Genomic DNA, 24,014 nt, shown 5'->3' with positions numbered 1-24,014 from the left:
GTCCTTTATACAGAATCATTTTGCGCGCTTAAGCCATTTATGCATAAATCCTTTGATTCCTGACAAAGTATCCTTTGACTTCAGTTGTGGAACATCCATATATTTCATTGCCAGGCTTCGAATGTCTCGTGCTGCCGGACAACCCGGGAAAGCGGCAGAAAACGGAATCTGTTTCTTCACCGCCTGCATGACGTGTGCGTCATCGCTCAAATACCCAAGAGTAGGAATATCCATATCCAGAAACTGCTTCGCGACTAGCGAAATTTTATCAGCAACCTGCTTGGCTTCGCTTTCACCCGCGACCCGGTTGATGACCAGCCGGAACGCTACATCCTTCTCCAGCCCGTGCACCACCTTGATGAGTGCGTAAGCATCGGTTATCGAGGTCGGCTCAGGGGTCGTTACAACCAAACACTCGTCGGCGGCAGTTATAAACTTCAAAGTTTCCTTGGAGAGTCCTGCCCCGGTATCAAAAAGGATGAAATCCATCTCTTCCGATATCTGCTCGATTTGAGAAGTAAAGTAGTTGAGATCCTGTTCCGACAAGGTAAACAAATCCGCCATGCCGGAACCTCCCGCAATAAAGGGAAGTCCGCCGGTTCCAAGCTCGATGATCTCCGTGATGTCCCGTTCGCCTTTCAATAAATGATACAGACTGTATCTCGGGCGAACTCCCATCAAAACGTCGATATTGGCCATGCCGATATCAGCGTCAAAAATGAGGACTTTGCTTCCAAACGACTTTAAAGCGAGAGCGAAGTTGAGAGTAAAGTTGGATTTTCCGACCCCACCCTTTCCGCTGCTTACGGTAATAATACGGGCATTGCTCTTTTTACTTATTGACTGCGGGTCAAAACCGCTTCGGGAAGTTACCAGTTGTCGAAGAGCTTGCGCCTGGTCGCTCATGAGTTACGAGCTCCTGTAATCAAATCCAGCAGCAATTCAGAATCCGCCGTCAGCAAGTCGTCAGGGACATTTTGTCCGTTGGCAATATAGGAAACCCGCAGAGGGTAGTCGTGAATCAAGTTGTACAAAGGGCCCACGCTTTCCGTTTCATCCAGTTTGGTGAAAATCACTTTGTCCAGCCCGTACCGGCTGAAATGCTCCGTAATTTTCTTCATGTCTTGTGTCTTTGACGTCAGGCTTAGGACCAGATAAGTCTCGCTTTGCTCCGACGTACTGAGCATGCTGTGCAGTTCGGCCACATGAATTTCGTTCAAATAATTCCGCCCTGCCGTGTCCATCAAGATCAAATCGCAATGGGAGAGCCTTTGCATCGCTCTCTGCACGTCGCCCGGTGATTGAACGACTTCAAGCGGCACATTTAAAATCGAAGAATACGTTCGGAGCTGCTCTATAGCCGATATCCTGTACGTATCAGCCGTTATAAAGCCTACCTTTTTGTGTGCCCGGAAAATTTGATCCGCAGCCAGCTTCGCAATCGTAGTCGTCTTTCCGACTCCGGTAGGTCCGGCAATGTAGACGATTTTGGTCTCGTCCTGTATGCCTTCCCCGATACGACCTTGCAGGAAGGAAGCGGCCTCGGCTCTTACAGCAGCTTCCAGCACTTCCGATGAAGCCGATTTGCCGGATTCGATCCATTCCCGATAAGCGGCATCGATCCACTTCTCAATCAGGTCCGCGGACAACTCCTGGCTTTCCAGCCGGCTCTTAATCGCCGGCAGGGGTTCAGGAAGCTCTCTGCTTTCGTGCTGCTGTCTCGCCAATTGACCGATCCAGGACTTCATCTCGCGAATCTCTTCGAGCAGCTTCTCTTCCTTCAGGCTAAGCACTTCTGCCGGCTTAGGGGCCGGCGATGCTGAAGGAGCAGGGGGCCTCTTCTCTTCCAAGGAGGCTTGTCGCAACGCTTCGTCCCATCTACTGGCAGCCGTCTCCTCCCTGGCGATGTCAGGCCTAGCGATCCCATCGGATGGCTGTTTTCGCTCGGATGAGACTGTCGGCATCGGCATGGACGCCGCGACCGGCACCCCCTCCCTTTCCTGCAGCCCGGCCGTGATCGCGGGACGGGCTGGTTGAGCAGGTCGGGTAGGCTGTGCAGCCGGAGGCAAGACCGTGTTGCCTGCCCCCGATGAAGGAGGCGACGTTAATTGAGAGGATTTCCGGTAAACATCCGGAACCGCCTGCCTCGCCATCGGAGTCTGTGTAATTCGGGCCGGCTGCGCTTGTGGCTTGGAAGGAGCTGCTTCATTACCTTCGGAAGCCGCAATGACCTCGATCTTTTTTTTGCCGAACAATCCCATAAATCCGCCAACCTTCATATCTTTGGTGCTCAAGATGACGGCGTCGGCTCCCAGTTCGGTGCGTATTTTGGACATGGCGTCCGGCATCGTGTCGACGATATAACGTTTTACTCTCATAAGTTCACCACTCCGACACTCTGAATTTCTACGTTAGGTTCAAGTTCACTATAGGACAGTACCGGAATATCCTGCATGCTTCTCTCAATAACCTGCCGCAAATACATCCGGATCGTTGGTGAAGTTAATACGATCGGCTGCTGACCGGTCTGAAGCAGGCGGTTAATCTGCTCCGATAGCTTTTGGAAAAGAGTCTGTGTCGACATCGGATCAAGCGCCAAATAGCTGCCTTGATCGGTCTGCTGCACACTTTCCGCAATCTTCTTCTCCAGCGTAGGCCCCACGGTGATTACCCGCATCGTTTCACCCTGCTGCGTATATTGCTGGGTGATTTGTCTGGATAGCGCCTGTCTGACATATTCCGTCAAAACCTCGGGGTCCTTCGTATAAGTCCCGTAATCAGCCAGGGTTTCAAAAATCGTTACCATATCGCGAATCGAAATCTTCTCACGCAGCAACTTGGCCAGCACCTTCTGCACATCCCCGATGGAGAGCAAGGAAGGAATCAGTTCGTCGACAAGGACAGCGTAATTCTCTCTCAAATTGTCGACCAACGCCTTTGTCTCCTGTCTTCCCAGCAGCTCATGCGCGTGTTTCTTGATCAATTCGGTTAGATGCGTAGCAACAACGGACGGCGGATCGACCACGGTATAGCCGGACAACTCTGCCCGGTCCTTAGTGGATTCATCGATCCAAAGCGCAGGAAGCCCGAAAGCAGGCTCCTGAGTCTCAATGCCTGTAATCGAATCGTCATCCATCCCGGGACTCATTGCCAAATAGTGATTAAGTAGTAATTCACCACCGCCCACGACATTTCCTTTAATTTTGATGACATATTCATTCGGTTTTAGTTGAATATTGTCGCGAATGCGGATAACCGGTACGACAAGCCCCATTTCAAGTGCGCATTGGCGCCTGATCATAATAATCCGGTCGAGCAAATCTCCGCCCTGTCCCGTATCGGCGAGCGGGATCAACCCGTAACCGAATTCGAACTCGATCGGATCGACCTGCAGCAGGTTGATCACGCTCTCCGGACTTCGTACCTCTTCGATTTGCTGTTCCTCTTCCTGAATCTCCTGCTCAATTTGCCTCTTGTCGAGATTCTTTTGCATCCGCCTAGCGGCGTATATCATCAATCCCGCAAAAGGAAGGGTGGTCCAAGGACCGATCGGCGTAAACAACCCGAGCAGCGCGACCGTACCGGCAACGATATAAAGAAGCTTGGGATACGTAAACAACTGGCCTGTGATGTCATCGGCCAGGTTTCCTTCAGAGGAAGCCCGCGTAACGATAAGACCCGCTGCCGTAGAAATAAGCAGTGCGGGAATCTGACTGACCAGACCGTCCCCGATCGTCAAGATCGAATAAGTCGAGAGAGCGTCCCCGAACGACATACCATGAATGGTCATCCCGATGATAAAGCCGCCGATCAGGTTGATAAGGAGGATGATGATACTCGCAATCGCATCGCCCTTGACGAATTTACTCGCCCCATCCATCGCGCCATAGAAATCGGCTTCGCGTTCAATCTTGCTCCGGCGCTCGCGGGCTTGCTGTTCATTGATCAGCCCTGCGTTGAGGTCGGCGTCAATACTCATCTGCTTACCTGGCATCGCATCGAGAGTAAAGCGGGCCGCTACTTCGGCTACGCGCTCTGACCCTTTCGTGATTACGATAAACTGCACAACCACCAGAATCAGGAAGACTACGAAGCCAACAACAGGCTCCCCTCTTGAAATCCAGGACCCGAAGGTCGCTACGACATGGCCTGCTTCGGCCTGTCCTAGAATCAACTTCGTAGTCGATACGTTCAGCGCCAGCCGGAACAGGGTCGTAATAAGCAGCATTGCCGGGAAAATGGAGAACTGCAGCGCTTCCTTCGTGTTCATGGCTACGAGCAAAATCATTAATGCAATCGATATGTTAATGATGAGAAGAATATCCAGCAGCAAAGTCGGGATCGGAACGATCATGATTAGAACAATGCCGATAATGCCTACTAGGATGAATATATCTTTGAACTTCTTCACCGGTTCTTCCTCCGATCCCGAACTTATTTCACTTTGCCTTGCAGTTTATATACATATGCCAGTACTTCGGCAACGGCTTGAAAGAGATCGCCGGGAATCATATCCCCGATTTCCGCTCTCTGAAACAGCGCCCTTGCCAGCGGCTTATTTTCAATCGTAACAACACCATGCTCCTTGGCAATCTCCTTGATCCGGAGTGCGACAAAGTCCTGCCCTTTGGCCACGACCTGCGGAGCCTCCATTTGCGATCCGTCATATTTCAGCGCTACGGCAAAATGCGTCGGGTTGGTAATGATCACATCTGCCTTCGGCACTTCTTGCATCATCCGTTGCAGCGCCATGCGGCGCTGTCTTTCCCGGATTTTGCCTTTGATGAGCGGGTCGCCTTCCATTTTCTTGTACTCGTCTTTCACGTCCTGTTTGGACATTTTAAGGCTCTTCTCATGCTCATACTTTTGATACATATAATCCAGCACCGCCAAAACCAGTAAAGCGGCGGCGATTTTAATGCCGAGGTTCATTGTGAGCTCCGCTGTGAAGTGAAATGCCTGTTCCACCGGGATTCTCCCAAGGGTTGCGAGATGACTTCTAGCCCCCCATATCGTCGTATATACCAGGTACCCGATGATCGTCAGCTTAAATATCGATTTGAAAAACTCCACAAGCGAGCGCATGGAAAATATTTTTTTGAACCCTTTGATCGGGTCAAGCTTGTTGAAATGCATTTTCAGCGGATCACCGGTAAGAAGGAATCCTACCTGGGCATAGTTGGCGATAACCCCCATCACAACGACAACCAAAAAGACCGGAGCAATCAGCAGAAGAATCTGAACCGCATAATCCCCTAGCATGATCATTACATTTTCCTTGGTCACATCCATCGTCAAGCGGTGGTAAAAAATATCCGTAAACAAAGCGACCAATCTTTCTTTGATATAGCCGCCAAAGGCCATAAGACACATAAAGGTAGATAATAGAATGATCGAGCCGGATATATCCTGGCTTTTCGCAACCTGGCCTTTCTTTCTTGCTTCCTGCCGCTTTTTGGGCGTCGCTTTCTCCGTCTTCTCCCCGGCAAACATCTGCAAATCCAGTTTATAACGATACCGGTACGTCATCAGCGATTCCCTCCCTATGTCGGCCGACTCCCCAGCGTTCCAAATAAATTGTGCAGCGCATTAAACATCACTTCAAACAAATGTTCAAACGCGTAGATGAAGCCCGGAATCAAAAGGAGCAGTACAACCAGTCCCACAATAATCTTCAGGGGAATCCCTATTACGAAAACGTTGAACTGAGGTGCCGTACGAGCCAGAAAGCCGAGAGCAACGTCCGTTAAAAACAAGGCAACCACCAGCGGCGCAGCCATTTGAAAAGCAAGCGTAAACGACTGACTGAAGGTGCTGACCAGAAACTCCGTAACGCCTCCACGATAAATCCTTTGAAAAACATCGTTTGATAACGGGATCCAGTTATAACTACGAATTACTGCGTCAAGCAAATAGTGGTGTCCGTTAATGCTTAAAAAGACCAGCGTGGCGATAATATACTTAAAGTTGCCGAGGACGGGAGCGGAAGCGCCTGTCATCGGATCAAGCACGTTCGCCATACCGAATCCGATCTGAATATCGATAAATGATCCGGCAGTCAAAATGACCGAAAAGATCAGGTAGGCCACAAACCCCATCAACAGGCCGATCAAGACCTCGCGGATAATCATTAAGACGTATCCAAGATCTTGGGGTATCACCTGATTCGTTCCTTGAATCATCAAAATTAACAATGCGATCATAGCGGAGAGCCCAATTTTGAATGTGTTAGGAACGCCACGTGAAGAAAAAACCGGAGCGACAACAAAAAACGCCGTCATTCGACAAAAAATAAGCATAAAGACAGAAATTCCGTGCAGTATAATCTCCATAATTTCTTCGGCCTAACCGATATAACTAGATAGGTTGTTAAATATGCTGTAGGTAAAATCGACAAGCGTCGTTAATATCCACGGCCCAAACATCAGCAATGCCAACAGTACGGCGACGATCTTGGGAACGAAGGCCAGCGTCTGCTCTTGAATTTGGGTGGTAGCTTGGAAAATACTCACGATCAAACCGACGACCAAACCGATAATCAGCATCGGGGCACTAACCTTCAATACGGTATAAACGGCTTGTCCGGCCAAACCGATAATAAAATCCGAACTCATAACCGTCTTCCCCCTCTTTACTAAAAATATGAATGACCTGCGCTAGACCGAAGCCATCCTTTTACATAACTATGGACTGAAACTGACCAGCAGTGACTTGACGATCAGATACCAACCGTCCACCAGGACGAACAACAATATCTTGAACGGCAAGGAAATCATGACCGGCGGCAGCATCATCATCCCCATGGCCATCAGAACGCTGGCCACGACGATATCGATAATCAAAAACGGAATAAATATCATGAAGCCCATCTGAAATGCGGTCTTCAATTCACTGATTGCGAAAGCCGGAACCATAACTGTAATCGGTATATCTTTATAGCTCTGCGGCTTCTCCGTTTTGGTATAACTCATGAATAATTGCAGGTCTTTGGGCCGCGTGTGCGAATACATAAATTTCTTCATCGGTTCTGATGCTTTGCTCAGCGCTTCCGTTTGAGTAATTTCCCCTTTGATATACGGCTGCAGTGCCACCTCATTAATCGTCGACAACGTCGGACTCATCACGAATATCGTCAAAAAAAGAGCCAACCCGACAAGCACTTGATTGGGAGGCGATGTCGCAGTTCCGAGAGAGCTGCGGACAAATCCGAGCACGATCACGATTCGCGTAAAGCTTGTCATTAGAACGAGAATGGCTGGTGCTACACTCAAGACCGTAATCATCAGAATAAGGGACAGTGAGCTTGTCCCCGCACCCGAGCCCGTGTCCCCTCCGATTTGGATCCCTATATTTGGAATCGGATCGACCGGTTCGGCAGAAGCTATGGAAACCGCAAACAGACTCCATAAAGCGAAAAATAATGTCACGACTAGGACTTTGTTCTTCATGAATCCCTCAACCGATCTGTAGATTGTTCTTCCTGATCCTTTAAAAGTTCCTCCATTTGAGTCTTGCGGCTTGGCATTCTCTTTACCTGAGAGTGAAACACCTCATGAAAGGACTTCCCTTCCAGTTCCTCGACTTCTTGCGGAGGCTCTTTGCGGAATCGGGAGACGAGACCAGATATAGCCGAAGCGAACCCGGCAAACTCCGTCCCCTCCTCTTCAAAAGCCTGCTGCAATACAATCACTTCTTCCGGATCGGAAATCTTGTCGACCAAGGTGATATTCTCGCCCACACCGACAAGGTAAATGCTGCTACCGATCTCGATCACCTGGAGCGACTTGTTCGGCCCGAGGCCGACGGCTCCCATCGTACGGATCGAGCGGCTTTGGGATAAAAACGAATTCTTTTTCCCGAGAAAACGAATTAACAGAATAATCAGAACGATGATTATTGCTAAAACGGCGATGACCGTTATCAAGTTACCCCAAAGATTGACATCTCCGCCCCCATATTCTTCGGGGGTGCCGGATTGTGATAGGTACATGGCTTATCGCCTACAATCCAAGCGTTTTGTTGATAGCTTCAATTACACGATCGGACTGGAACGGCTTAACGATGAAGTCCTTCGCACCGGCTTGAATCGCATCGATAACCATAGCCTGCTGTCCCATAGCCGAGCACATAATAACCTTGGCATTTGGATCCAACTTCTTAATTTCCTTCAGTGCTGCGATTCCGTCCATTTCAGGCATCGTGATATCCATAGTGATGAGATCCGGATGCAATTCCTTAAATTTCTCGATCGCTTGCCCGCCATCCTGAGCTTCACCGACAACCTCGAACCCATTTTTCGTTAAAATATCGCGGATCATCATTCTCATAAAAGCTGCATCGTCTACGATTAGAATTCGGTTTGCCATTGATTTAAAATCCTCCCTAAACTTCTACTATTGTAATTTTTGAATGCGGTCCCACTGACTGACAATATCCGTGACGCGTACGCCAAAGTTCTCATCGATGACAACAACCTCGCCTTTTGCTATCAGCTTGTTGTTCACCAATATGTCCACCGGTTCACCGGCAAGCTTGTCCAGTTCGATAATCGAACCTTGGGACAGCTCCAGGATATCCTTAATCTGCTTTTGGGTCCTCCCTAATTCTACGGTGACTTTAAGGGGAATGTCCATCAATAAGTTTAAATTATTTGCGTCAGCTTGCCCGAATGAGGGATTTCCCAAATTCGCAAACTGGACAGGCTGTACGTTTACCCCTCGTCCGGTCATTCCGCCATAATGCTGAGGCTCGCTGTAAGGCCGTTCCTGAGGCGGATAATAGTATCCCGGAGGCGCTTGCATCGGCGCTTGCATCGGCGCTCCAATCGGTGCTTGCATCGGCGGCTGCATAGCCTGTGGAGCATGTTGCTCGACCATAGGCGGCTGCTGATAAACAGGTGCAGGCGGTTCGTAAGCAGGTGCAGGAGGCTCAGCGTAAGCCGGTGGTGCCGCTGCAGCAGCTACTTCCTGAACGGCAGGTTCCGAAGATGAACCGTTGATCAGGCTATCGACCATTTCTTTGGCGAATTTAACCGTCAACAGCTGCATGATTGTTGAATCGATCAAATCCCCGATCGTCAGGCGGAACGAAATTTTGATCAGAATTTCATCGGGCGGCAGGCTGGTTACTCCGCTTCCGTTAGTCATGTTCAAAATATCGATGCCCGGCGGGGAGATGTTCACGAACCGGTTAAAGATCGTTGACATCGATGTTGCGGAAGAACCCATCATCTGGTTCATCGCTTCCTGCACGGCACTGATATGAATTTCGTTCAGCTCTTCATCCGCAGGGTTGCCTTCGCCGCCCAGCATCAGATCGGCTATAACCTGTGCGTCCCTTGTCTTAATGACAAGCGAGTTGACTCCTTCGAAGCCGTCAACGTATTGAACGTGAATGGCGACATGAGGCTTGGGAAACTCGGATTCAAACTGCGAACGCGTAATAATGGATACTTTAGGCGTTGTAATATCAACCTTTTTGCTAAGCAGTGTCGACAGGGCCGTTGCTGCACTTCCGAAAGTGATGTTTCCGATTTCGCCGAGTGCGTCTTGTTCCAGCAGCGACAAATAATCGGAGACGGTTGGTTCAGGAGCCGAGTCCATGCTCGTTTGTTTCAGCAGGGCATCTATTTCTTCCTGGGACAAATAATCTTTACTCGTCAAGTTCCTCAACTCCTTCGCTAACAATTTCATCAATTTGAACGGCGACGCGATCCTTCAGCGTTCCCGGGCTTCCGATATATTTCAGCCGGTCGCCTACGCGGATGGATAGTCCCTCCTGAACCGGTTTGTTCAGGGAGATGACATCGCCCACGGATAACTCCAGAAATTCCTGGACCGTGATTTGGGATTCGCCGAGCTCCGCAACAATCGGCAGCTTGGCTTTATGCACCCGATGCCGAAGGGCGTCAACCTCTTCGGGAACCCGGGATTTTTTCTGGGATACAAACCAATGGTGAACCGACAGCTTGGGCATGATCGGTTCAATTACGACATGAGGGATACAAAGGTTGATCATCCCCGAAGTGTCCCCGATCTTCGTACTCAGCGAGATAAGCGCAATCGTTTCGTTCGGGGAAACGATTTGCATAAATTGAGGATTAGTTTCAAGTGCCTCCATCCGCGGATTGATATCAATCACGGTTTTCCAGGCTTCCTGAAGACTTTCGAAAGCCCTACTGAAGATGCGCTCCATAATAATCGTCTCGATCTCTGTCAAAGAACCGATTTTGGACGGTGAGGTCCCGATTCCTCCCAGCAGCCTGTCCAGCATGGCAAAAGCTACGTTGGGGTGAACCTCCAGCACCATTCTGCCTTCAAGCGGCTCCGCTTCGAAAATGTTTAGAATGGTCATCTTCGGAATGGAGCGGATGAACTCATCGTAAGGAAGCTGTTCAACCTGAACAACGTTGATCTGAACGAAAGTCCGCAGTTGGGCCGAAAAATAGGTTGTAAGAAATCTGGCGAAATTCTCATGAATCCGGGTCAAGCTGCGGATATGATCTTTGGAGAATCGAACCGCTCTTTTAAAGTCGTAAGCCCGGATCTTCTTTTGCGTTTCTTCCTTTTTCAGTTCCTCGGCATCCATTTCTCCAGAGGACAGCGCCGCAAGTAAGGCATCAATTTCATTTTGCGATAATACATCTACCAAACAATTCACCCCCTTGAAAGAAAGTCTACATCGATATGCTCTAGATAGTTGTCATAACAAAGTAAGTGATATCGATTTGAATCAGTTTCCCTTCCGGCAGTGTCTTGTTGATCAGATTCGTCAGCTTGGAACTTAAATTGTCCTTGCCTTTTGCCCCTGTCAAATCTTCCGGTTTGGTGTCAGCGAGCGTCTTAATAATAATTGGCTTAACTTTGAAGTCCTTGATTTTATCAAAAGCCTCTTTAGAAGCCCCATTATCGAGTTGGAAGGCAAAATTCATCACCACGACATAGTTCGGATCAGACAAATTGGTTTTGATGTCATCGATCGTCGAAGTTACTTTTACAATTTCATCCGCTGTCAAATGTCTCGGTACAGCCTCTTCATTTACAGCAGCTTTTGCTTCGCCGCCTGCTGGGCCTGACATTTGATTAATCAGCAGAAAGGCGGCCAATACGATCAATGTAATCGAAAGCAGAATCGTAATCAGCCATGGCGCCATCTTTTTCATGACAATTCCTCCGTTTGTTGCACTTTAATAGTTGCTGCGTGGATACCGATCTCGGTGTAGTACTCTTTAATCATCGCAAGCACTTCAACCGCCTTCTCCAACACAATAATACGTTTGCCTGTGATCAGGGTTACGTACGTATCGGGTGTTTCTTCCACGGTTTCGATCATCATCGCGTTAAGCCACATCTGAGAACCGTTCAGTCGTGTTACTGAAATCATGATTTCCCTCCCAAGTAGAACGGGGGAAGAAAGGTGTTCCTCCCCCGCTATCCTTCATCTTAACGCTTCAGGTTGACAACTTCCTGCAGCACTTCATCCGATGTGGTAATAATGCGGGAGTTCGCCTGGAATCCGCGCTGGGCAACGATCATTTCGGTAAATTCCCCCGTCAGATCGACGTTGGACATTTCCAGCTGACCCGCAACGATAGCACCGGTTCCGTCTTCAGTGTTGTTCGCCGTTGTAGGAACGAGCTCGCCTTCCGCGTTCGCATTCAAAGTCATGCGATATAGATTGCCGCCGATTTTCTCCAGACCTTCCGGGTTCGAAACCTTAGCCACACCAATTTGAGCGCCTGGTTCGGTTTCTCCCGTGCTCAATTTCTGGACGATAGTTCCGTCCGCAGAGATCGAGAATGCAGTTACATCTTCCCCGATCGGCTCAAGCGGAGCGCCGCCTGCGTCGCAAACAAGCAGGCCATCCGAAGTTACCAGTTGTCGGGCAGCATCCAGGTGAAAGTCACCTGCACGGGTCAAGAACGGAACTTCCTGATCTGCCGAAAGCTTCACCAGGAAAAATCCGTCTCCGTCGATCCGCAGATCAAGCGGATTGTTCGTCGTCATCGCACTGCCGCCGGTGTGCACGGTATCGATCGAACCGATGGATACCCCTAGGCCGATCTGTTTCGCGTTGATACCGCCGCTTTCGCCTTCTGCCGGAGCAGTTACGCCCGAAACCGTTTGGCTCATGATATCCTTGAACATCACGCGTCCCGCTTTGAAGCCTACCGTGTTTACGTTGGCAATATTGTTGCCGATGACATCGAGTTTCGTTTGAAAGCCGCGCATACCGGAAACACCCGAATACATTGATCTTAACATTTCGAAAATTCCTCCCAGGATTAAAAGTTTTATCGATACTTTTGACCGCATCAGTCGATCAGCGGTCAATGATGGCTTTCCGAATCCGGGCCAGCCATATGAACTAAGAAATTATTACAGCGCTGTCTATTTGGGTGAAAACATTGTCTTTCATGCTGTTGCCGTCCATCGCCGTTACAACCGTTCGGTTGTTGACATTGACAATCAAGGCCATATCTTTCATCAGAATCAGTGAATCCTTTGCCCCCTTGGCGGCGGCGCTGTCGATGGCCGATTCTATCTGGCTCAATTGTTCGGGCTTCAGCTCAATGCCTCTTTGTTCAAGCCGTTTAACCGCATGATTGCTAAAATGTAAAAGCCGGTTTTGAAGCAAATCCTTAAACGCAGGTCCTTGCGCTTCCGCAGATTTGACCGTTCTGTTTTGGCTTAAGGCGTTAGGCTGAATTCGGCCGGGATATAAACTGCCTATCCGGATGGGATCGTTCATTGCGCACCCGCTCCTTCTCCAGTCGCGTCATTACCAGCGCCTGAATTGGAATGGCTTCCTTCTTCTTCTGAAGGCTCCTCCGGTACCGGTGCGTTCTCCACCTGCTGGATTTGGGAAAGCTCGACCTCTTTTCCGCCAACCTTCACATAATGAGTTCCGCTACGTACGATAATGGAATCAACCAGACCGCTTTCAATAGTTTGAATCACTTCGGTCTTTCCTGTATTCACATCGTAATTTCCCGTCTTGGTTTCGCCTACCCAACTAACCAATTTACCGATGAGTCCCGAACTGTTGCCAAGCGACTGACTCATGGCAGTGAGCTGATTAGAAATGTTGGTCAATTGTTCGACGGAAGTGAATTGTGCCATCTGGGCAATCATTTGAGAATTATCCATCGGCGACAACGGGTCTTGATATTGCATTTGGGCCATCATTAGCTTTAAAAAGTCGTCTTTGCCAAGTTGAGTATCCTTCTTGCTGGCCTTCGAAACATTCTCCGCAGCGTAATTCGGCCACATAACTCCGGTTGAAACGATGTCTGCCATCGCTTATCATCCTCCTTTCACTTAGGCTTTTGCTACAAACGAACTTCCGGCTTCTCTTTCTCTGATTTCGGAAATCCATTCATTCCATTCTTCGTTCAAATCCTGAATTCCGACCAGTTCCTCTTCAAGCATCAATTCCCGGCGCTTCCCGTTTTGCTGTTGATTGGTGCCGCTACCTTGTTGGCGTCCATCCTGATACATATGAGAGGATAAAGACGCGTTCTGTGTTACTTCGAGCTTACCGACCTGAAGACCCTGGGATTGTAAAGCCGTTCTCAGTTGCGCCAGCTGTGCTTCAAGCGATTCTTTAGCAAAAGCATGCTCGGTTACGAATTGAGCTACCATATGTCCGTTTTGCATCGTGATCTTCACATCTACCTGTCCCAAATGCTCCGGATAGAGAGATATTCTTGCTTCAGACAATCCCCCAGCCTTTACGATTTCCAGCTTACTGACCAGAAAGCGGCTCATTTCCTGTCCGAATTTCTCGACCGGTACTTGAGGAGCTGCAGGTTTTACGGCTGCTGCCGCGCTATCGCGAAGCGCAAGTTGACCTGCGGTCGTAATATTTCCGGAAGCTAGCGGCTGATCTCCGTCCGATGTCGCATGATCACCAAGCGTCGATTCCTCACTTGCTGCAATCACAGCTTGACTGGTTACGGATCCGGCTTTGACGGTTACGTCAAGATCAGCTTTCTGAGTGAGACTATTGGTTTGAGCATCATTAGCTTTGGAACTTACGGTTTGTCCATTCTGGCTTTGCATCGCGGAATGTTCCTTTAGTTCGGCTCCTGGCAGATTAAAAATCCCTCCTGCCTGTTTACCGCTTGCCAGCTTGGTGTCGCTGTTTAAACCTGCGTCAGCCATCAGACTTTGCAAGGATTCCATCAAAGCTTTGGCATGAAGCGAATCCACTGGTGTTGCCGTCATAGCCTTAGCACTTGAAGCTGTCGCAAGCTGTAGCAATGCATCTTGAACCGCAAAACGCACGGTTTGCGGATGCTCTGCCAATGTCGGAAGCAATGCTTCGGCGTCTCCGTTATCCGCGGACTGTCCCGGGTCATTATTCTGAAGGAATTGTTGAACATTCTGAATCCAGCCTTGCAGCACGGCCAACAGGTCCGGATTTTCCGCCAGCGCTTGATCCAACTGGTCCAGTTGCTCCAACAGCCCTTGAAGCAGCGCATCCAAGCCGCCTTCTTCGCCCTCCGGCATTAATCCTTCTCCCGTATCCGTCAGCCCTGCCAACATCGCCAGCTGCGAGGTAAGCTGTGTTTCCTGCGGCTGGGTACCGCCGCCCATCATCGAGAGCAAAGCTTGATCAAAAGAAACGGTTGCCCCTTGACCGGAAACATTTTTACCGCCTGATCCATACCACAATCCGCCTACCGCTGATCCTGCCGATACATTAGATAAAGTTTGGCTCATTTTCTTATTCACCTCCTTTCACGGAATGATCTGCTATTTGCTTATCAGTTGGTTCACGATTTTGACCGAGAGCTTTTCGTCTTCTTTGGTCATGGCGTCCAATATTTTAGAGCGTGTCGTGTCGTTTACGGCCTTTAAAATTTTCAAAGCCTTCTCGGGACTGATTTTGTACGTTTGAATAATCAGCTTGGATGCGGCGTCCGCGGACATCGATCCAAAGGTTTGGCTCAGCTGCGTTTCATCGAGCGCATTCCCCGACGATTGAGCCGGTGTTGCTTCGGCTGCTTCTTTCTTGAGCCTCGATTGCAGCGCGGCAATCGCCAGCTCTTCAGCCGGCTTCACGTCCTTCAGCATGATCGAGATGTCGGCCGCCTTTTGCGGATCCATCTTCTCCAAAATCGCTACCTTACTCTCATTGCTCATCACGCTAAACATCTGGAGCGTTTCATCGGTCGTCAGCTTGTCAAAGATCGCGGCCGCTTTACTCGGACTCATCTCGGAATAAATTTGCGCAAGCTTCTTAACCTCTTTTTGATAAGCAGCCTGTTCCTCAGCCGCTTTTTCTTCTTCCGCTTTCGTTTGAGCGGATTGGAGCTGAGTCTCCAGTTCCTTCACCTTACTGTCTTTCTCCGCAACCTGCCGGCCTGCCTCTTCCAATTCGGCTTCCTGCTTCGCCACTTGCTCCTTTAACTGGTTCAAAGTAGCTTTTGTGCTCTCTTCCTGTTTCTTCTGTTCGGCCTTTTTGTCCGCTTCCTTTTCTTTATCCGATTTACTCGATTCCGGGTCCGGAATGATTTTGTTAATAAACGGGATTTTGTCCCCGATTTCTAACATCGTGTTCTTGAAACTCGGACTAAAAAGCGTAAGAAGCACAGCCAGCAAAACGACAGTAAACAAAATTGGAGTCATAAAGAACAGAAACTTCGAAAAGCCTCCGCCGGATTCCTCCAGCTCCTCATCCAATTCCGTCCGTGCCATCTTCATCCCTCCTTCGCAAACCCATTCTTGGCCCTAACTCCTTTAACGGGCTCTCATGGCGAACCGGACCGTTGCCATCTCATCCAGTTCGTTTTGTTCCCGAAGAAGCATTTCCTGTTGAAATTTTTCTTTTGCCTTTTCTTTTGCCTTCATCCAAACTTTTTCGTCCAGCATTTTGCCGCTGAGCACCGTTTTTTTATGATCCACGTTGACTTCCGCTCGCTTCACATCTCCGATTTTGCGGTTAATGCAGTCTTCGAGATAATCCATATAACGTTGAAGCTCCTGCAGCTTGATCATGGATGCCTTATTCTCCATCTCGTTCTGAATTACGGAATGCGTCCGGGATCTTTCCTCCAGCAGCTGCTCCAATGAGCATTGTTCCGACTGAAGAATACCGACCGCAGCCGAGAGCATCCATTCTGCCTGGGTCTTCTCATTGGTCTTCAAGTCCACGACTTTCTGATAAACGTAACGGAATCTCATCCTTTAACCGTCATCTCCTCGCAAATTCGGAAATTAGTTGTGCCTGCGCTTCGGGCAACGTAACCTTCTCGTTCACTTTCTGTCTGGAAAAACCCCATATACTTTGGATGTAGCCGATCGCTTCATCTATTTCCGCATTTGAACCCTGCTGATAAGCTCCAATATTGATAAGATCCTCGGAATCCTTATACACAGCCAGCAGACGCTTCAGATTCTCTGCGGCATCGTTTTGTTCATCCGACACGATGTCCTTCATCACCCGGCTGATGCTGGCGAGAATGTCGATGGCCGGGAAATGGCCTTTATTCGCAATGTTCCGGTTCAGCACAATATGGCCGTCCAATATTCCCCGCACCGCGTCGGCGATCGGTTCATTCATATCGTCCCCATCAACCAATACGGTGTAAAAAGCGGTTATCGAACCGGTTGGCCCGGTTCCCGCACGTTCCATCAATTTCGGAAGCGCCGCAAAAACGGAAGGGGTGTATCCCCGCATCGCCGGAGGCTCGCCGACTGCGAGACCGACTTCACGTAGCGCCATGGCGTAACGAGTGACCGAGTCCATCATGAGCATGACATTAAGCCCTCTGTCCCGGAAATACTCCGCAATGGAGGTAGCGATGAGCGCTCCCTTCATGCGGATCAACGCCGGCTGATCGGAGGTGGCCACGATAACAACGGAACGTTCCAATCCTTCGGGACCGAGATCGCGCTCAATGAAATCCAACACCTCGCGCCCCCGTTCCCCGACCAGAGCGATGACATTGACATCCGCCGCCGTATTCCGGGCGATCATCCCCATAAGGGTACTCTTCCCGACGCCCGAACCGGCAAAAATACCGACACGCTGTCCTTTCCCGATGGTCAGCAGTCCGTCGATCGCTCTGACGCCGATGCTTATCGGTTCCGCTACACGCGGACGGTTTAACGGGTTCATCGGTTTGTTAAATGTCGAGTAATGTCCCATTCTCGACGGCAATACCGATCCGTCGAGCGGCTGACCCAATCCATCCAACACCTTGCCCAGCAGTTCAGAGCCGACCTGTACGGTAAGCGGCTTGCCGGTTCCCACGACATCGCAGCCCGGACCGATCGAAGTCAGTTCCCCGAGCGGCATCAGCAGCACTTTATTGTCGCGAAAGCCGACGACTTCCGCTTGCAGTGGCTGTGACGATTTGCTCGGATAAATGTAGCAGACGTCGCCGATGCTCGCATCCGGCCCCTCGGATTCCACCATTAACCCAATGACCTGGGTCACTTTCCCGTTAATCCGGACGGGGTCCAATTGCCGAAGATGGTCGATATAACGCCCTGAATTAATGTTCGTCATTCGGCAATCCCCGTTCCTCGGCCTGGCGCGAAATGCGCAACAGCTCTTTTTTGATCTCCGTCAGTTGCGTATCAATTCTGGCATCCACGCTTCCGAAGGAAGATCGTATTACGCAGCCTCGATCCTGCACGGTCGGATCCGGCAAGATTTGCAATTCGGCTTGAGAGTCGATGACCAGACTCAGTTCTTCCCTTGCGGCTTGCACGAAGGCAAACTGGGAAGGCGCCACGCATAATGTCAAAATCCCCTGCTCCCGCTTGCGGGACAAGCTCTGCTTGATCAAATCCACCGTATAATCCGGTTCGAGATCCAATTGCTTGTCGATAATTTTCTCGGCAATCGCGCAGCTCAGTTCCACCAGGAACGGTTCCGCTTCCTGAATGATCCGTTCTTTCTCTAAATAAGCTTGTTCGAGAACGGAGCTCGCTTCCGCCATCATTTCCTCTATTTTTGCCTGCAGCGTTTCCTCTGCCTGCAGCTTACCTTCTTCATAGCCTTCATTGAACGCTTCGGATTTCACGGCTTCCACCAGATGCTCATCCTGTTCCCTGCGCTCATTCCACCAGACTTCGATTTGCTCTCTGGCCTCGGCCAACATTTGCTCGGCCTGTTCCGAAGCGGCTCTGACCTGATTTTCGGCAAATTCTTTGGCATCGGTCAGCATCTGTTGTCTTGCTTCTTCGGCAGCCTCGTCATGAGTGGACCGGATATCCTCCTGAACCTCTCCCGAAGCCGCCTCATCTGATCGCTGTTCCTCATAAGTCTCATACGTTTTGGCTAAGTTTAGCTGTTTAAGGATGTCTACCGGCACGTATTGGGATACTTTGATCAAATTAGACAATAATGTCATCTCCTCCGCCGCGGGCGATTATAATCTCTCCGGCATCTTCCAGTCTGCGGATGGTTGCTACGATACGGGTCTGAGCTTCTTCCACGTCACGCAGCCGAACAGGACCCATAAATTCCATTTCTTCCTTGAATGTATCGGACATCCGCTTCGACATGTTGCGGAATACCGCTTCGCGGACTTCTTCACTCGCAACCTTAAGCGCAAGCTGCAAATCCGCATTTTCGATGTCGCGGATGATCCGTTGAATGGAACGGTTGTCGATGTTGACGATATCCTCGAATACAAACATCCGCTTCTTGATCTCTTCCGCAAGCTCCGGATCCTGAATTTCCAAGGAGTCCAGAATCGTACGCTCCGTCCCCCGGTCGACACCGTTCAGGATTTGTACGATGGCCTCGATACCGCCGGCGCTTGTATAATCCTGAGTTACCGTTGCGGACAACTTCTGTTCCAGTACACGTTCCACTTGGGATACGACTTCCGGCGAGGTGCTGTCCATCACGGCGATTCTTCTCGCCACTTCCGCCTGCTTCTCCTGAGGCAGCGAGGAAAGAATGACCGCTGCCTGCTCGAACTGGAGGTAAGATAAGACGAGAGCGATCGTCTGAGCATTTTCATTCTGAATGAAGTTCAAGATCTGGTTCGGTTCCGCTTTGCGTGCAAAATCGAATGGGCGAACCTGCAGGGTTGCAGTCAAACGGTTGATAATGTCGATCGCCTTGGATTGGCCCAACGCTTTCTCCAAAATTTCCTTCGCGTACGTAATGCCGCCTTGCGTGATATATTCCTGAGCAAGACAGATCTGATGAAATTCCGCCATGATCATGTCCTTCTCGGTGCTGTCTACCTTGCGCACATTGGCGATCTCAAGCGTAAGCTGCTCGATTTCCTCTTCGCGCAAATGTTTGAATATTTGAGCAGAAACTTCCGGACCAAGCGTAATCAGCAATATTGCCGCTTTTTGCCTTCCGCTTAATCCCTGGGAATTTAATTTTGACAATGCGTTCACCTCTATTCGTCAGCCAGCCAGGTGCGAAGCAAGTTGACGAATTCGTCCGGCTTCTTCTTGGCCAGCGTCTCCAGCTGTTTGCGCACTTGGTTCTCGTTTGTGACAGTTTCCAAGTTAATGGAAGGAAACTCCGGCGTAAGCGGCATCGGGATTTCTTCTTCCACTTCTTCTTTTTTGCCTTTCCGGCGGATTAACAAGAATACGATACCCGCAATTGCCAGCAATGCCGCGGCTCCGACGCCCCATACCAGCGGGCTGGAAAGGCTCAAGCCGGAAGCTTTAGTATCCGGATTATGAAAAGCTTGAGAGAAAACAGAAACTTTCTTCTCTAAATCAGCGTCTGTATAAGTAGTACCGGAATCTGCAAGATACGATCCGACAATGTTGGTCAAAATGTTCTCGATCGCCGTTTGAGTCGCCGGATCTAAAGTTTGTTGTCCATCTGGTGGTTCAACTGCTACGTTAATGGTTAAATCTTTTATAACGTAAGGACTGGCCACAATATCCTTGGTAATTCGGTTGACCTCGTAATTGATGGTGGATGATGATTCCTCCGAAGACGAACCTCCGCTTTGCGTATCCGTTCCAGGATAGTTGGATACATCCGTTTCCCCGGTACCCGCTACGCCGCTATCAGGACTTCCTTCACCGGTATAGCTTTTCTGAATTTTTTGGGCACTGATCTCGATACCCTTCATATTCTCGGTATCAACGGGGGTTACCAGATTTTCCTTCTGGCTAATCTGATCGAAGTTGAGTTTGGAAGTAACCAAGACCTCCACTTTGTCTTGTCCCATCAATTTAGCCAGGAACTGTCTGACGCTTTGTTTTACGTCGCTCTCGAACTTTTTCTGAAGAGCCATATTTTCTTGCACGGCCGTAGTCAGCGAGCCGATCTGACCGCCCTGCCCTGTAGGCAGAAGCACCGTGTCATCACTGGAAGACAACGAGATGTTCTCAACCGGCAGATTCGGCACCGAAGTTTTGACTAGATTAAAATATCCATCAACCGCTTCCTGATTCGGACGATATCCCGGCTTGAATGTTACAACGACAGAAGCGGATGCTTTTTCTTGTTCATCAGGGCTGGCAAACACATTCTCTGTCGGTAAGTTAATCAATACCTTTGCGTCTTGAACCCCCTGCATCCTCTTCAAGAGCTGTTCGATCTCACCGTTCAATGCGCTTTTGTATTTCACTCCGAATTCATTGTCAGTCATCCCGATCAGAGACGAGCTTTCATTAAAAGCTTCCCAACCGATAGAACCGTTCTGGACGATGCCTTGCGAACCGACGTTCACTTTAACGCGGGATGCTTCTTTGCTGGGAACGGAAATGCTCGTTCCGTCCGGACCAAGCTTATACGGAATCTTGCTCGAATCCAGGTAACTAATGATCCCTGCCGCATCCGTAGCGTCAAGTCCCGTAAAGGCTACCTCATACTCCGTTTTGGAGAATTGGATCGTTAGCAGGACCACGGCCAACAGTATGATTGCTATCGTTGAAATAAGTAATGTTCTTTGTTTCTTGCTGAAATGGTTCCAGTACCCGGTCAACTTGTCCCGATACTGGGCAATTCTTTCATTCACAACGTCACCTCATCCGAAGCATGCTAATTTTATTAAATTTGCGTACGCATTATCTCTTGATAAGCTTCTATCACTTTATTTCTTACTTGCGTAGTCAACTGCAAACTTAACATGGCTTGCTCCGAAGCGATCATCACTTGATCCGCGCTTACTTCACCAAGCAGAAATTTATTGTTCATGGCTGCCACGTTCTTCTCTTGTGCAGCTACCCCGTCCAAAGCATTGCTCAAGTATGAGCTGAATTCCTTCATGGACTCCGCAGGGGTGGGAGCAACCGGTTTACTCGGTGCGACGACGCTGTCTACTGACTTTAAAGTATTAAAGTTCATTGCCTGAATCAAAGATCAACACTCCTAACTCCTTATGAATTTCTATTTCCCGATTTGAAGTGCTTTCGTCATCATAGCCTTCGTGGCATTCAATGCGGTGACGTTAGCTTCATACGAGCGGGAGGCGGAAATAACATCCACCATCTCTTTCAACGTGTCCACATTAGGCATATATACATATCCTTCGCTGTCCGCATCGGGATGCGTTGGGTTGTATACCGGTTTGAACGGGGCCGCATCTTCCTTGATCTGCGTGATTTTAACCCCTTGACTGGAGGTGGTGGTTCCCATCGCGGAATTCAGAGCCTGTCCAAATTCTGTCTTCATCGGGGACATGACCACCATTTTGCGGCGGTACGGAACCGCCTTGCCGTCCACTACTTGAGCTCTAGTGGTTTCTGCGTTGGCGATATTGGAGGAGATGACATCCATCCGTAGGCGTTGAGCCGTCAATGCCGAAGCGCTGATACTGAAACTATTGCTGATTTTCAAAATCGATTATCTCCCTTCCAATGCAGTGCGCTTCATTTTAATTTGGTAGTTGACCTGTTCTATGTAGGCATTGTAGCGAAGCTGGTTTTCCGCCAATTGCGTCATTTCGCTTTCAATATCTACATTGTTCTCATTGTTGTTCATAGCGGTTGACCGATCCGTCAGCACTGCCGGTTCCTTTAAGCGGGACGATAGACCTATGTCGAAATGTTTTGCGTTTGTGCGCCGTCCTTCCAAAGTCGGAGTCGAATCGTTTATCTGGTCTTGCAAAAGGCTTTCAAAAGATACGCTAGATCGTTTGAAATAAGGGGTGTCCACATTAGCGATATTATTGGCAAGAACCCCCTGCCTAAGATTGGCTGCCTGTATTGCTGATTCCAGCCGCTGGAATCCGATACCATTCAATAATTGCATTTAGCTGCCCCCCTAAAAAACAAATCCAAAAATCCAAAATCACTAGAAATACATATTCAACGACTCCCTAAACAATTCCTCTTTTTTCGACAATAATCTCATATTTCATGTCTTTCAAACGTCCTAATGTAGAATAAAAGTATAGAATGTCATATATCCTAAGTTTCATGGAGATTGGATTTTATTACAATAAGAAAAAAGCACTATCTTTGACGAAATTAGCGATATTTTTTGCACTTTTTGAAAATTTTTCAATTTTTTCGAGTTATCTCGACACAATTTCAAATTTTATAATTTCAATCGATTTAGTAGTAATAATGACAAAAGGCCGTAAAACCCAAATTACTTGGGTCTTACGGCCTTAAAAAAATCAAAGTGAACAGAATAACAGGTCCCGATTAAAGAATATACTGGCTTAAATCTCTGTCCTTGGCAATGTCCCCAAGCTTCTCACGCACATATTCGGGGGTAATCGTCATTTTATCCAACGTTAGCTCTGGAGCTTCGAATGACAAATCCTCAAGTAGTTTTTCCAAAATCGTATGAAGCCTTCTCGCTCCGATGTTCTCCGTATTCGCATTAACGTTGGCCGCGATGGCTGCGATTTCCCGAATGGATTCGGGAGAGAATTCGATCTCAATCTCTTCCGTCCGCAGCAGCTCGATATATTGCTTGGTCAGGGCGTTTTTGGGCTCCGTCAAAATCGATACGAAATCCTCCAACGACAAACTGCCCAATTCCACCCGGATCGGGAAACGCCCCTGAAGCTCGGGGATAAGATCCGATGGTTTGGCGACATGAAAAGCGCCGGCGGCAATAAAGAGAATATAGTCCGTTTTGACCGGCCCGTATTTCGTCATTACCGTAGACCCTTCCACAATCGGCAATATGTCACGCTGCACCCCTTCACGGGATACATCCGGTCCGGAGCCTTGGCCTTTGCTTGCTACTTTGTCGATTTCATCAATGAAAATAATGCCGGACTGTTCGGCACGTTCCACCGCTTCCTGGGTAAGATCGTCCTGGTCGATCAGCTTGGAGGCTTCTTCCTGGGTCAACACTTTCCGTGCTTCCTTGATGGACAGCTTTCTTTTCTTCGTTCGACGTGGAAGCAGGCTTCCGAACATCTCCTGCATATTCATCCCCATCTGATCGTTTCCTTGCCCGGCAAACATATCCATCATTGTCGGAGAGTTATCTTCAACCTCGACCTCGACGATATCATTCTCCAGTTGCCCGGCCAATAGCTTGAATCGGACCTGACGGCGGCGTTCCGTCAAATTGCTGTCTTCTTCAGGGGTATCTTGCGTTGTTTTATTATCGTTCGCATTCTGGTTTCCGAACAGCATTTCGAACGGATTGCGGGTGTTCTTGGATTTACTTTCCGATGGCACGAGAATTTGGACCAGCCGTTCATTCGCCAGTTCCTCCGCCTTATCCTTCACTTTCTCCGTCCGCTCCAGCTTGACGGTCCGAATAGCAATTTCGACGAGGTCCCGCACCATGGACTCCACGTCTCTCCCCACATAGCCGACTTCCGTAAACTTCGTTGCCTCCACCTTAATAAAAGGGGCGCCTACAAGCTTGGCCAGACGACGGGCAATTTCTGTTTTACCCACACCGGTGGGTCCGATCATCAGAATGTTCTTCGGTACGATTTCATCCTGGACATCTTCGCTGAGCAGGCTGCGGCGGTAGCGATTGCGGAGTGCCACCGCAACGGACTTCTTCGCCTGCTTCTGTCCCACGATATATTTATCCAGTTCGGCGACAATTTGTCTCGGCGTTAAATTCCCGTTTGACATAGGTTA

At 49.2% G+C, this 24,014-nt stretch carries 27 protein-coding genes; all 27 read right to left on the bottom strand.

The window, feature by feature from the left end; genetic code table 11:
- Positions 1–15 precede the first annotated feature (15 nt).
- Positions 16–906: a MinD/ParA family protein gene (locus NYE70_RS02810; RefSeq protein ID WP_341044936.1), complete on the bottom strand. Its 891-nt coding sequence runs from the start codon at positions 904–906 to the stop codon at positions 16–18.
- The gene (locus NYE70_RS02805) at positions 903–2,378 is read right to left on the bottom strand and encodes a flagellar biosynthesis protein FlhF (RefSeq protein ID WP_341044935.1); all 1,476 of its coding nucleotides are present in this window, start codon (positions 2,376–2,378) and stop codon (positions 903–905) included. The genes NYE70_RS02810 and NYE70_RS02805 overlap by 4 nt, the downstream gene beginning before the upstream one ends.
- Entirely contained in the window at positions 2,375–4,411 is a 2,037-nt protein-coding gene (gene flhA, locus NYE70_RS02800; protein WP_341044934.1) for a flagellar biosynthesis protein FlhA, read from the bottom strand. Before flhA ends, NYE70_RS02805 begins: the two co-directional genes overlap by 4 nt.
- A gap of 23 nt (positions 4,412–4,434) precedes the next feature.
- Entirely contained in the window at positions 4,435–5,529 is a 1,095-nt protein-coding gene (gene flhB, locus NYE70_RS02795; RefSeq protein WP_211021366.1) for a flagellar biosynthesis protein FlhB, read from the bottom strand.
- Between the two features lie 14 nt (positions 5,530–5,543).
- Positions 5,544–6,332 (bottom strand): flagellar biosynthetic protein FliR, encoded by a 789-nt coding sequence (gene fliR / locus NYE70_RS02790; RefSeq protein WP_211021365.1) that lies wholly within the window; start codon positions 6,330–6,332, stop codon positions 5,544–5,546.
- 12 nt (positions 6,333–6,344) lie between these two features.
- Complete coding sequence (gene fliQ / locus NYE70_RS02785) at positions 6,345–6,614, bottom strand: flagellar biosynthesis protein FliQ (RefSeq protein WP_211021364.1); 270 nt, start codon at positions 6,612–6,614, stop codon at positions 6,345–6,347.
- Positions 6,615–6,683: 69 nt separating this feature from the next.
- A complete protein-coding gene (gene fliP / locus NYE70_RS02780; protein WP_211021363.1) occupies positions 6,684–7,448 on the bottom strand; it encodes a flagellar type III secretion system pore protein FliP in 765 nt (254 codons plus the stop codon).
- Positions 7,445–7,990, bottom strand: coding sequence for a flagellar biosynthetic protein FliO (locus NYE70_RS02775; RefSeq protein WP_211021362.1), 546 nt, complete (start codon positions 7,988–7,990; stop codon positions 7,445–7,447). The genes fliP and NYE70_RS02775 overlap by 4 nt, the downstream gene beginning before the upstream one ends.
- 10 nt (positions 7,991–8,000) lie before the next feature.
- Positions 8,001–8,366, bottom strand: coding sequence for a response regulator (locus NYE70_RS02770; protein ID WP_211021361.1), 366 nt, complete (start codon positions 8,364–8,366; stop codon positions 8,001–8,003).
- Between the two features lie 27 nt (positions 8,367–8,393).
- Complete coding sequence (gene fliY / locus NYE70_RS02765) at positions 8,394–9,662, bottom strand: flagellar motor switch phosphatase FliY (protein ID WP_341044933.1); 1,269 nt, start codon at positions 9,660–9,662, stop codon at positions 8,394–8,396.
- The gene (gene fliM, locus NYE70_RS02760; RefSeq protein ID WP_211021359.1) at positions 9,652–10,650 is read right to left on the bottom strand and encodes a flagellar motor switch protein FliM; all 999 of its coding nucleotides are present in this window, start codon (positions 10,648–10,650) and stop codon (positions 9,652–9,654) included. The genes fliY and fliM overlap by 11 nt, the downstream gene beginning before the upstream one ends.
- A 40-nt stretch (positions 10,651–10,690) precedes the next feature.
- On the bottom strand, positions 10,691–11,161 hold the full coding sequence (locus tag NYE70_RS02755; RefSeq protein ID WP_213654139.1) for a flagellar basal body-associated FliL family protein: 471 nt from the start codon (positions 11,159–11,161) through the stop codon (positions 10,691–10,693).
- The gene (locus NYE70_RS02750) at positions 11,158–11,382 is read right to left on the bottom strand and encodes a flagellar FlbD family protein (RefSeq protein ID WP_211021357.1); all 225 of its coding nucleotides are present in this window, start codon (positions 11,380–11,382) and stop codon (positions 11,158–11,160) included. The genes NYE70_RS02755 and NYE70_RS02750 overlap by 4 nt, the downstream gene beginning before the upstream one ends.
- A 59-nt stretch (positions 11,383–11,441) precedes the next feature.
- Positions 11,442–12,263, bottom strand: coding sequence for a flagellar basal body rod protein FlgG (flgG, locus tag NYE70_RS02745; protein ID WP_213654138.1), 822 nt, complete (start codon positions 12,261–12,263; stop codon positions 11,442–11,444).
- Positions 12,264–12,366: 103 nt separating this feature from the next.
- A complete protein-coding gene (locus NYE70_RS02740; protein ID WP_213654137.1) occupies positions 12,367–12,750 on the bottom strand; it encodes a TIGR02530 family flagellar biosynthesis protein in 384 nt (127 codons plus the stop codon).
- Entirely contained in the window at positions 12,747–13,298 is a 552-nt protein-coding gene (locus NYE70_RS02735) for a flagellar hook capping FlgD N-terminal domain-containing protein (protein ID WP_213654136.1), read from the bottom strand. Before NYE70_RS02735 ends, NYE70_RS02740 begins: the two co-directional genes overlap by 4 nt.
- 21 nt (positions 13,299–13,319) lie before the next feature.
- On the bottom strand, positions 13,320–14,726 hold the full coding sequence (locus tag NYE70_RS02730) for a flagellar hook-length control protein FliK (RefSeq protein WP_341044932.1): 1,407 nt from the start codon (positions 14,724–14,726) through the stop codon (positions 13,320–13,322).
- Positions 14,727–14,759: 33 nt separating this feature from the next.
- Entirely contained in the window at positions 14,760–15,704 is a 945-nt protein-coding gene (locus NYE70_RS02725; RefSeq protein ID WP_341044931.1) for a MotE family protein, read from the bottom strand.
- 42 nt (positions 15,705–15,746) lie between these two features.
- On the bottom strand, positions 15,747–16,190 hold the full coding sequence (gene fliJ / locus NYE70_RS02720; RefSeq protein ID WP_211021351.1) for a flagellar export protein FliJ: 444 nt from the start codon (positions 16,188–16,190) through the stop codon (positions 15,747–15,749).
- Between the two features lie 10 nt (positions 16,191–16,200).
- Entirely contained in the window at positions 16,201–17,520 is a 1,320-nt protein-coding gene (gene fliI, locus NYE70_RS02715) for a flagellar protein export ATPase FliI (RefSeq protein ID WP_211021350.1), read from the bottom strand.
- Positions 17,507–18,361, bottom strand: a complete 855-nt coding sequence (locus tag NYE70_RS02710; protein ID WP_341044930.1) for a FliH/SctL family protein — start codon at positions 18,359–18,361, stop codon at positions 17,507–17,509. Before NYE70_RS02710 ends, fliI begins: the two co-directional genes overlap by 14 nt.
- The gene (fliG, locus tag NYE70_RS02705; RefSeq protein ID WP_341044929.1) at positions 18,354–19,370 is read right to left on the bottom strand and encodes a flagellar motor switch protein FliG; all 1,017 of its coding nucleotides are present in this window, start codon (positions 19,368–19,370) and stop codon (positions 18,354–18,356) included. Before fliG ends, NYE70_RS02710 begins: the two co-directional genes overlap by 8 nt.
- Before the next feature lie 11 nt (positions 19,371–19,381).
- On the bottom strand, positions 19,382–20,968 hold the full coding sequence (gene fliF, locus NYE70_RS02700; protein WP_341044928.1) for a flagellar basal-body MS-ring/collar protein FliF: 1,587 nt from the start codon (positions 20,966–20,968) through the stop codon (positions 19,382–19,384).
- A gap of 32 nt (positions 20,969–21,000) precedes the next feature.
- Positions 21,001–21,309 carry a flagellar hook-basal body complex protein FliE gene (gene fliE / locus NYE70_RS02695; protein ID WP_244861424.1) on the bottom strand — a complete coding sequence of 103 codons (309 nt, stop codon included), beginning with the start codon at positions 21,307–21,309 and terminating at the stop codon, positions 21,001–21,003.
- A gap of 30 nt (positions 21,310–21,339) precedes the next feature.
- Entirely contained in the window at positions 21,340–21,789 is a 450-nt protein-coding gene (gene flgC, locus NYE70_RS02690) for a flagellar basal body rod protein FlgC (protein WP_211021346.1), read from the bottom strand.
- Between the two features lie 6 nt (positions 21,790–21,795).
- Positions 21,796–22,203 (bottom strand): flagellar basal body rod protein FlgB, encoded by a 408-nt coding sequence (gene flgB, locus NYE70_RS02685; protein WP_213654131.1) that lies wholly within the window; start codon positions 22,201–22,203, stop codon positions 21,796–21,798.
- 398 nt (positions 22,204–22,601) lie between these two features.
- A complete protein-coding gene (gene hslU, locus NYE70_RS02680) occupies positions 22,602–24,008 on the bottom strand; it encodes an ATP-dependent protease ATPase subunit HslU (RefSeq protein ID WP_213654130.1) in 1,407 nt (468 codons plus the stop codon).
- Positions 24,009–24,014 lie beyond the last annotated feature (6 nt).

The organism is Paenibacillus sp. FSL R5-0407 (assembly GCF_038009185.1).
Taxonomy (GTDB): domain Bacteria; phylum Bacillota; class Bacilli; order Paenibacillales; family Paenibacillaceae; genus Fontibacillus; species Fontibacillus vini.
The sequence above is the reverse complement of the archived record's forward strand: the minus strand, read 5'-3'. Positions and strand labels throughout refer to the sequence as shown.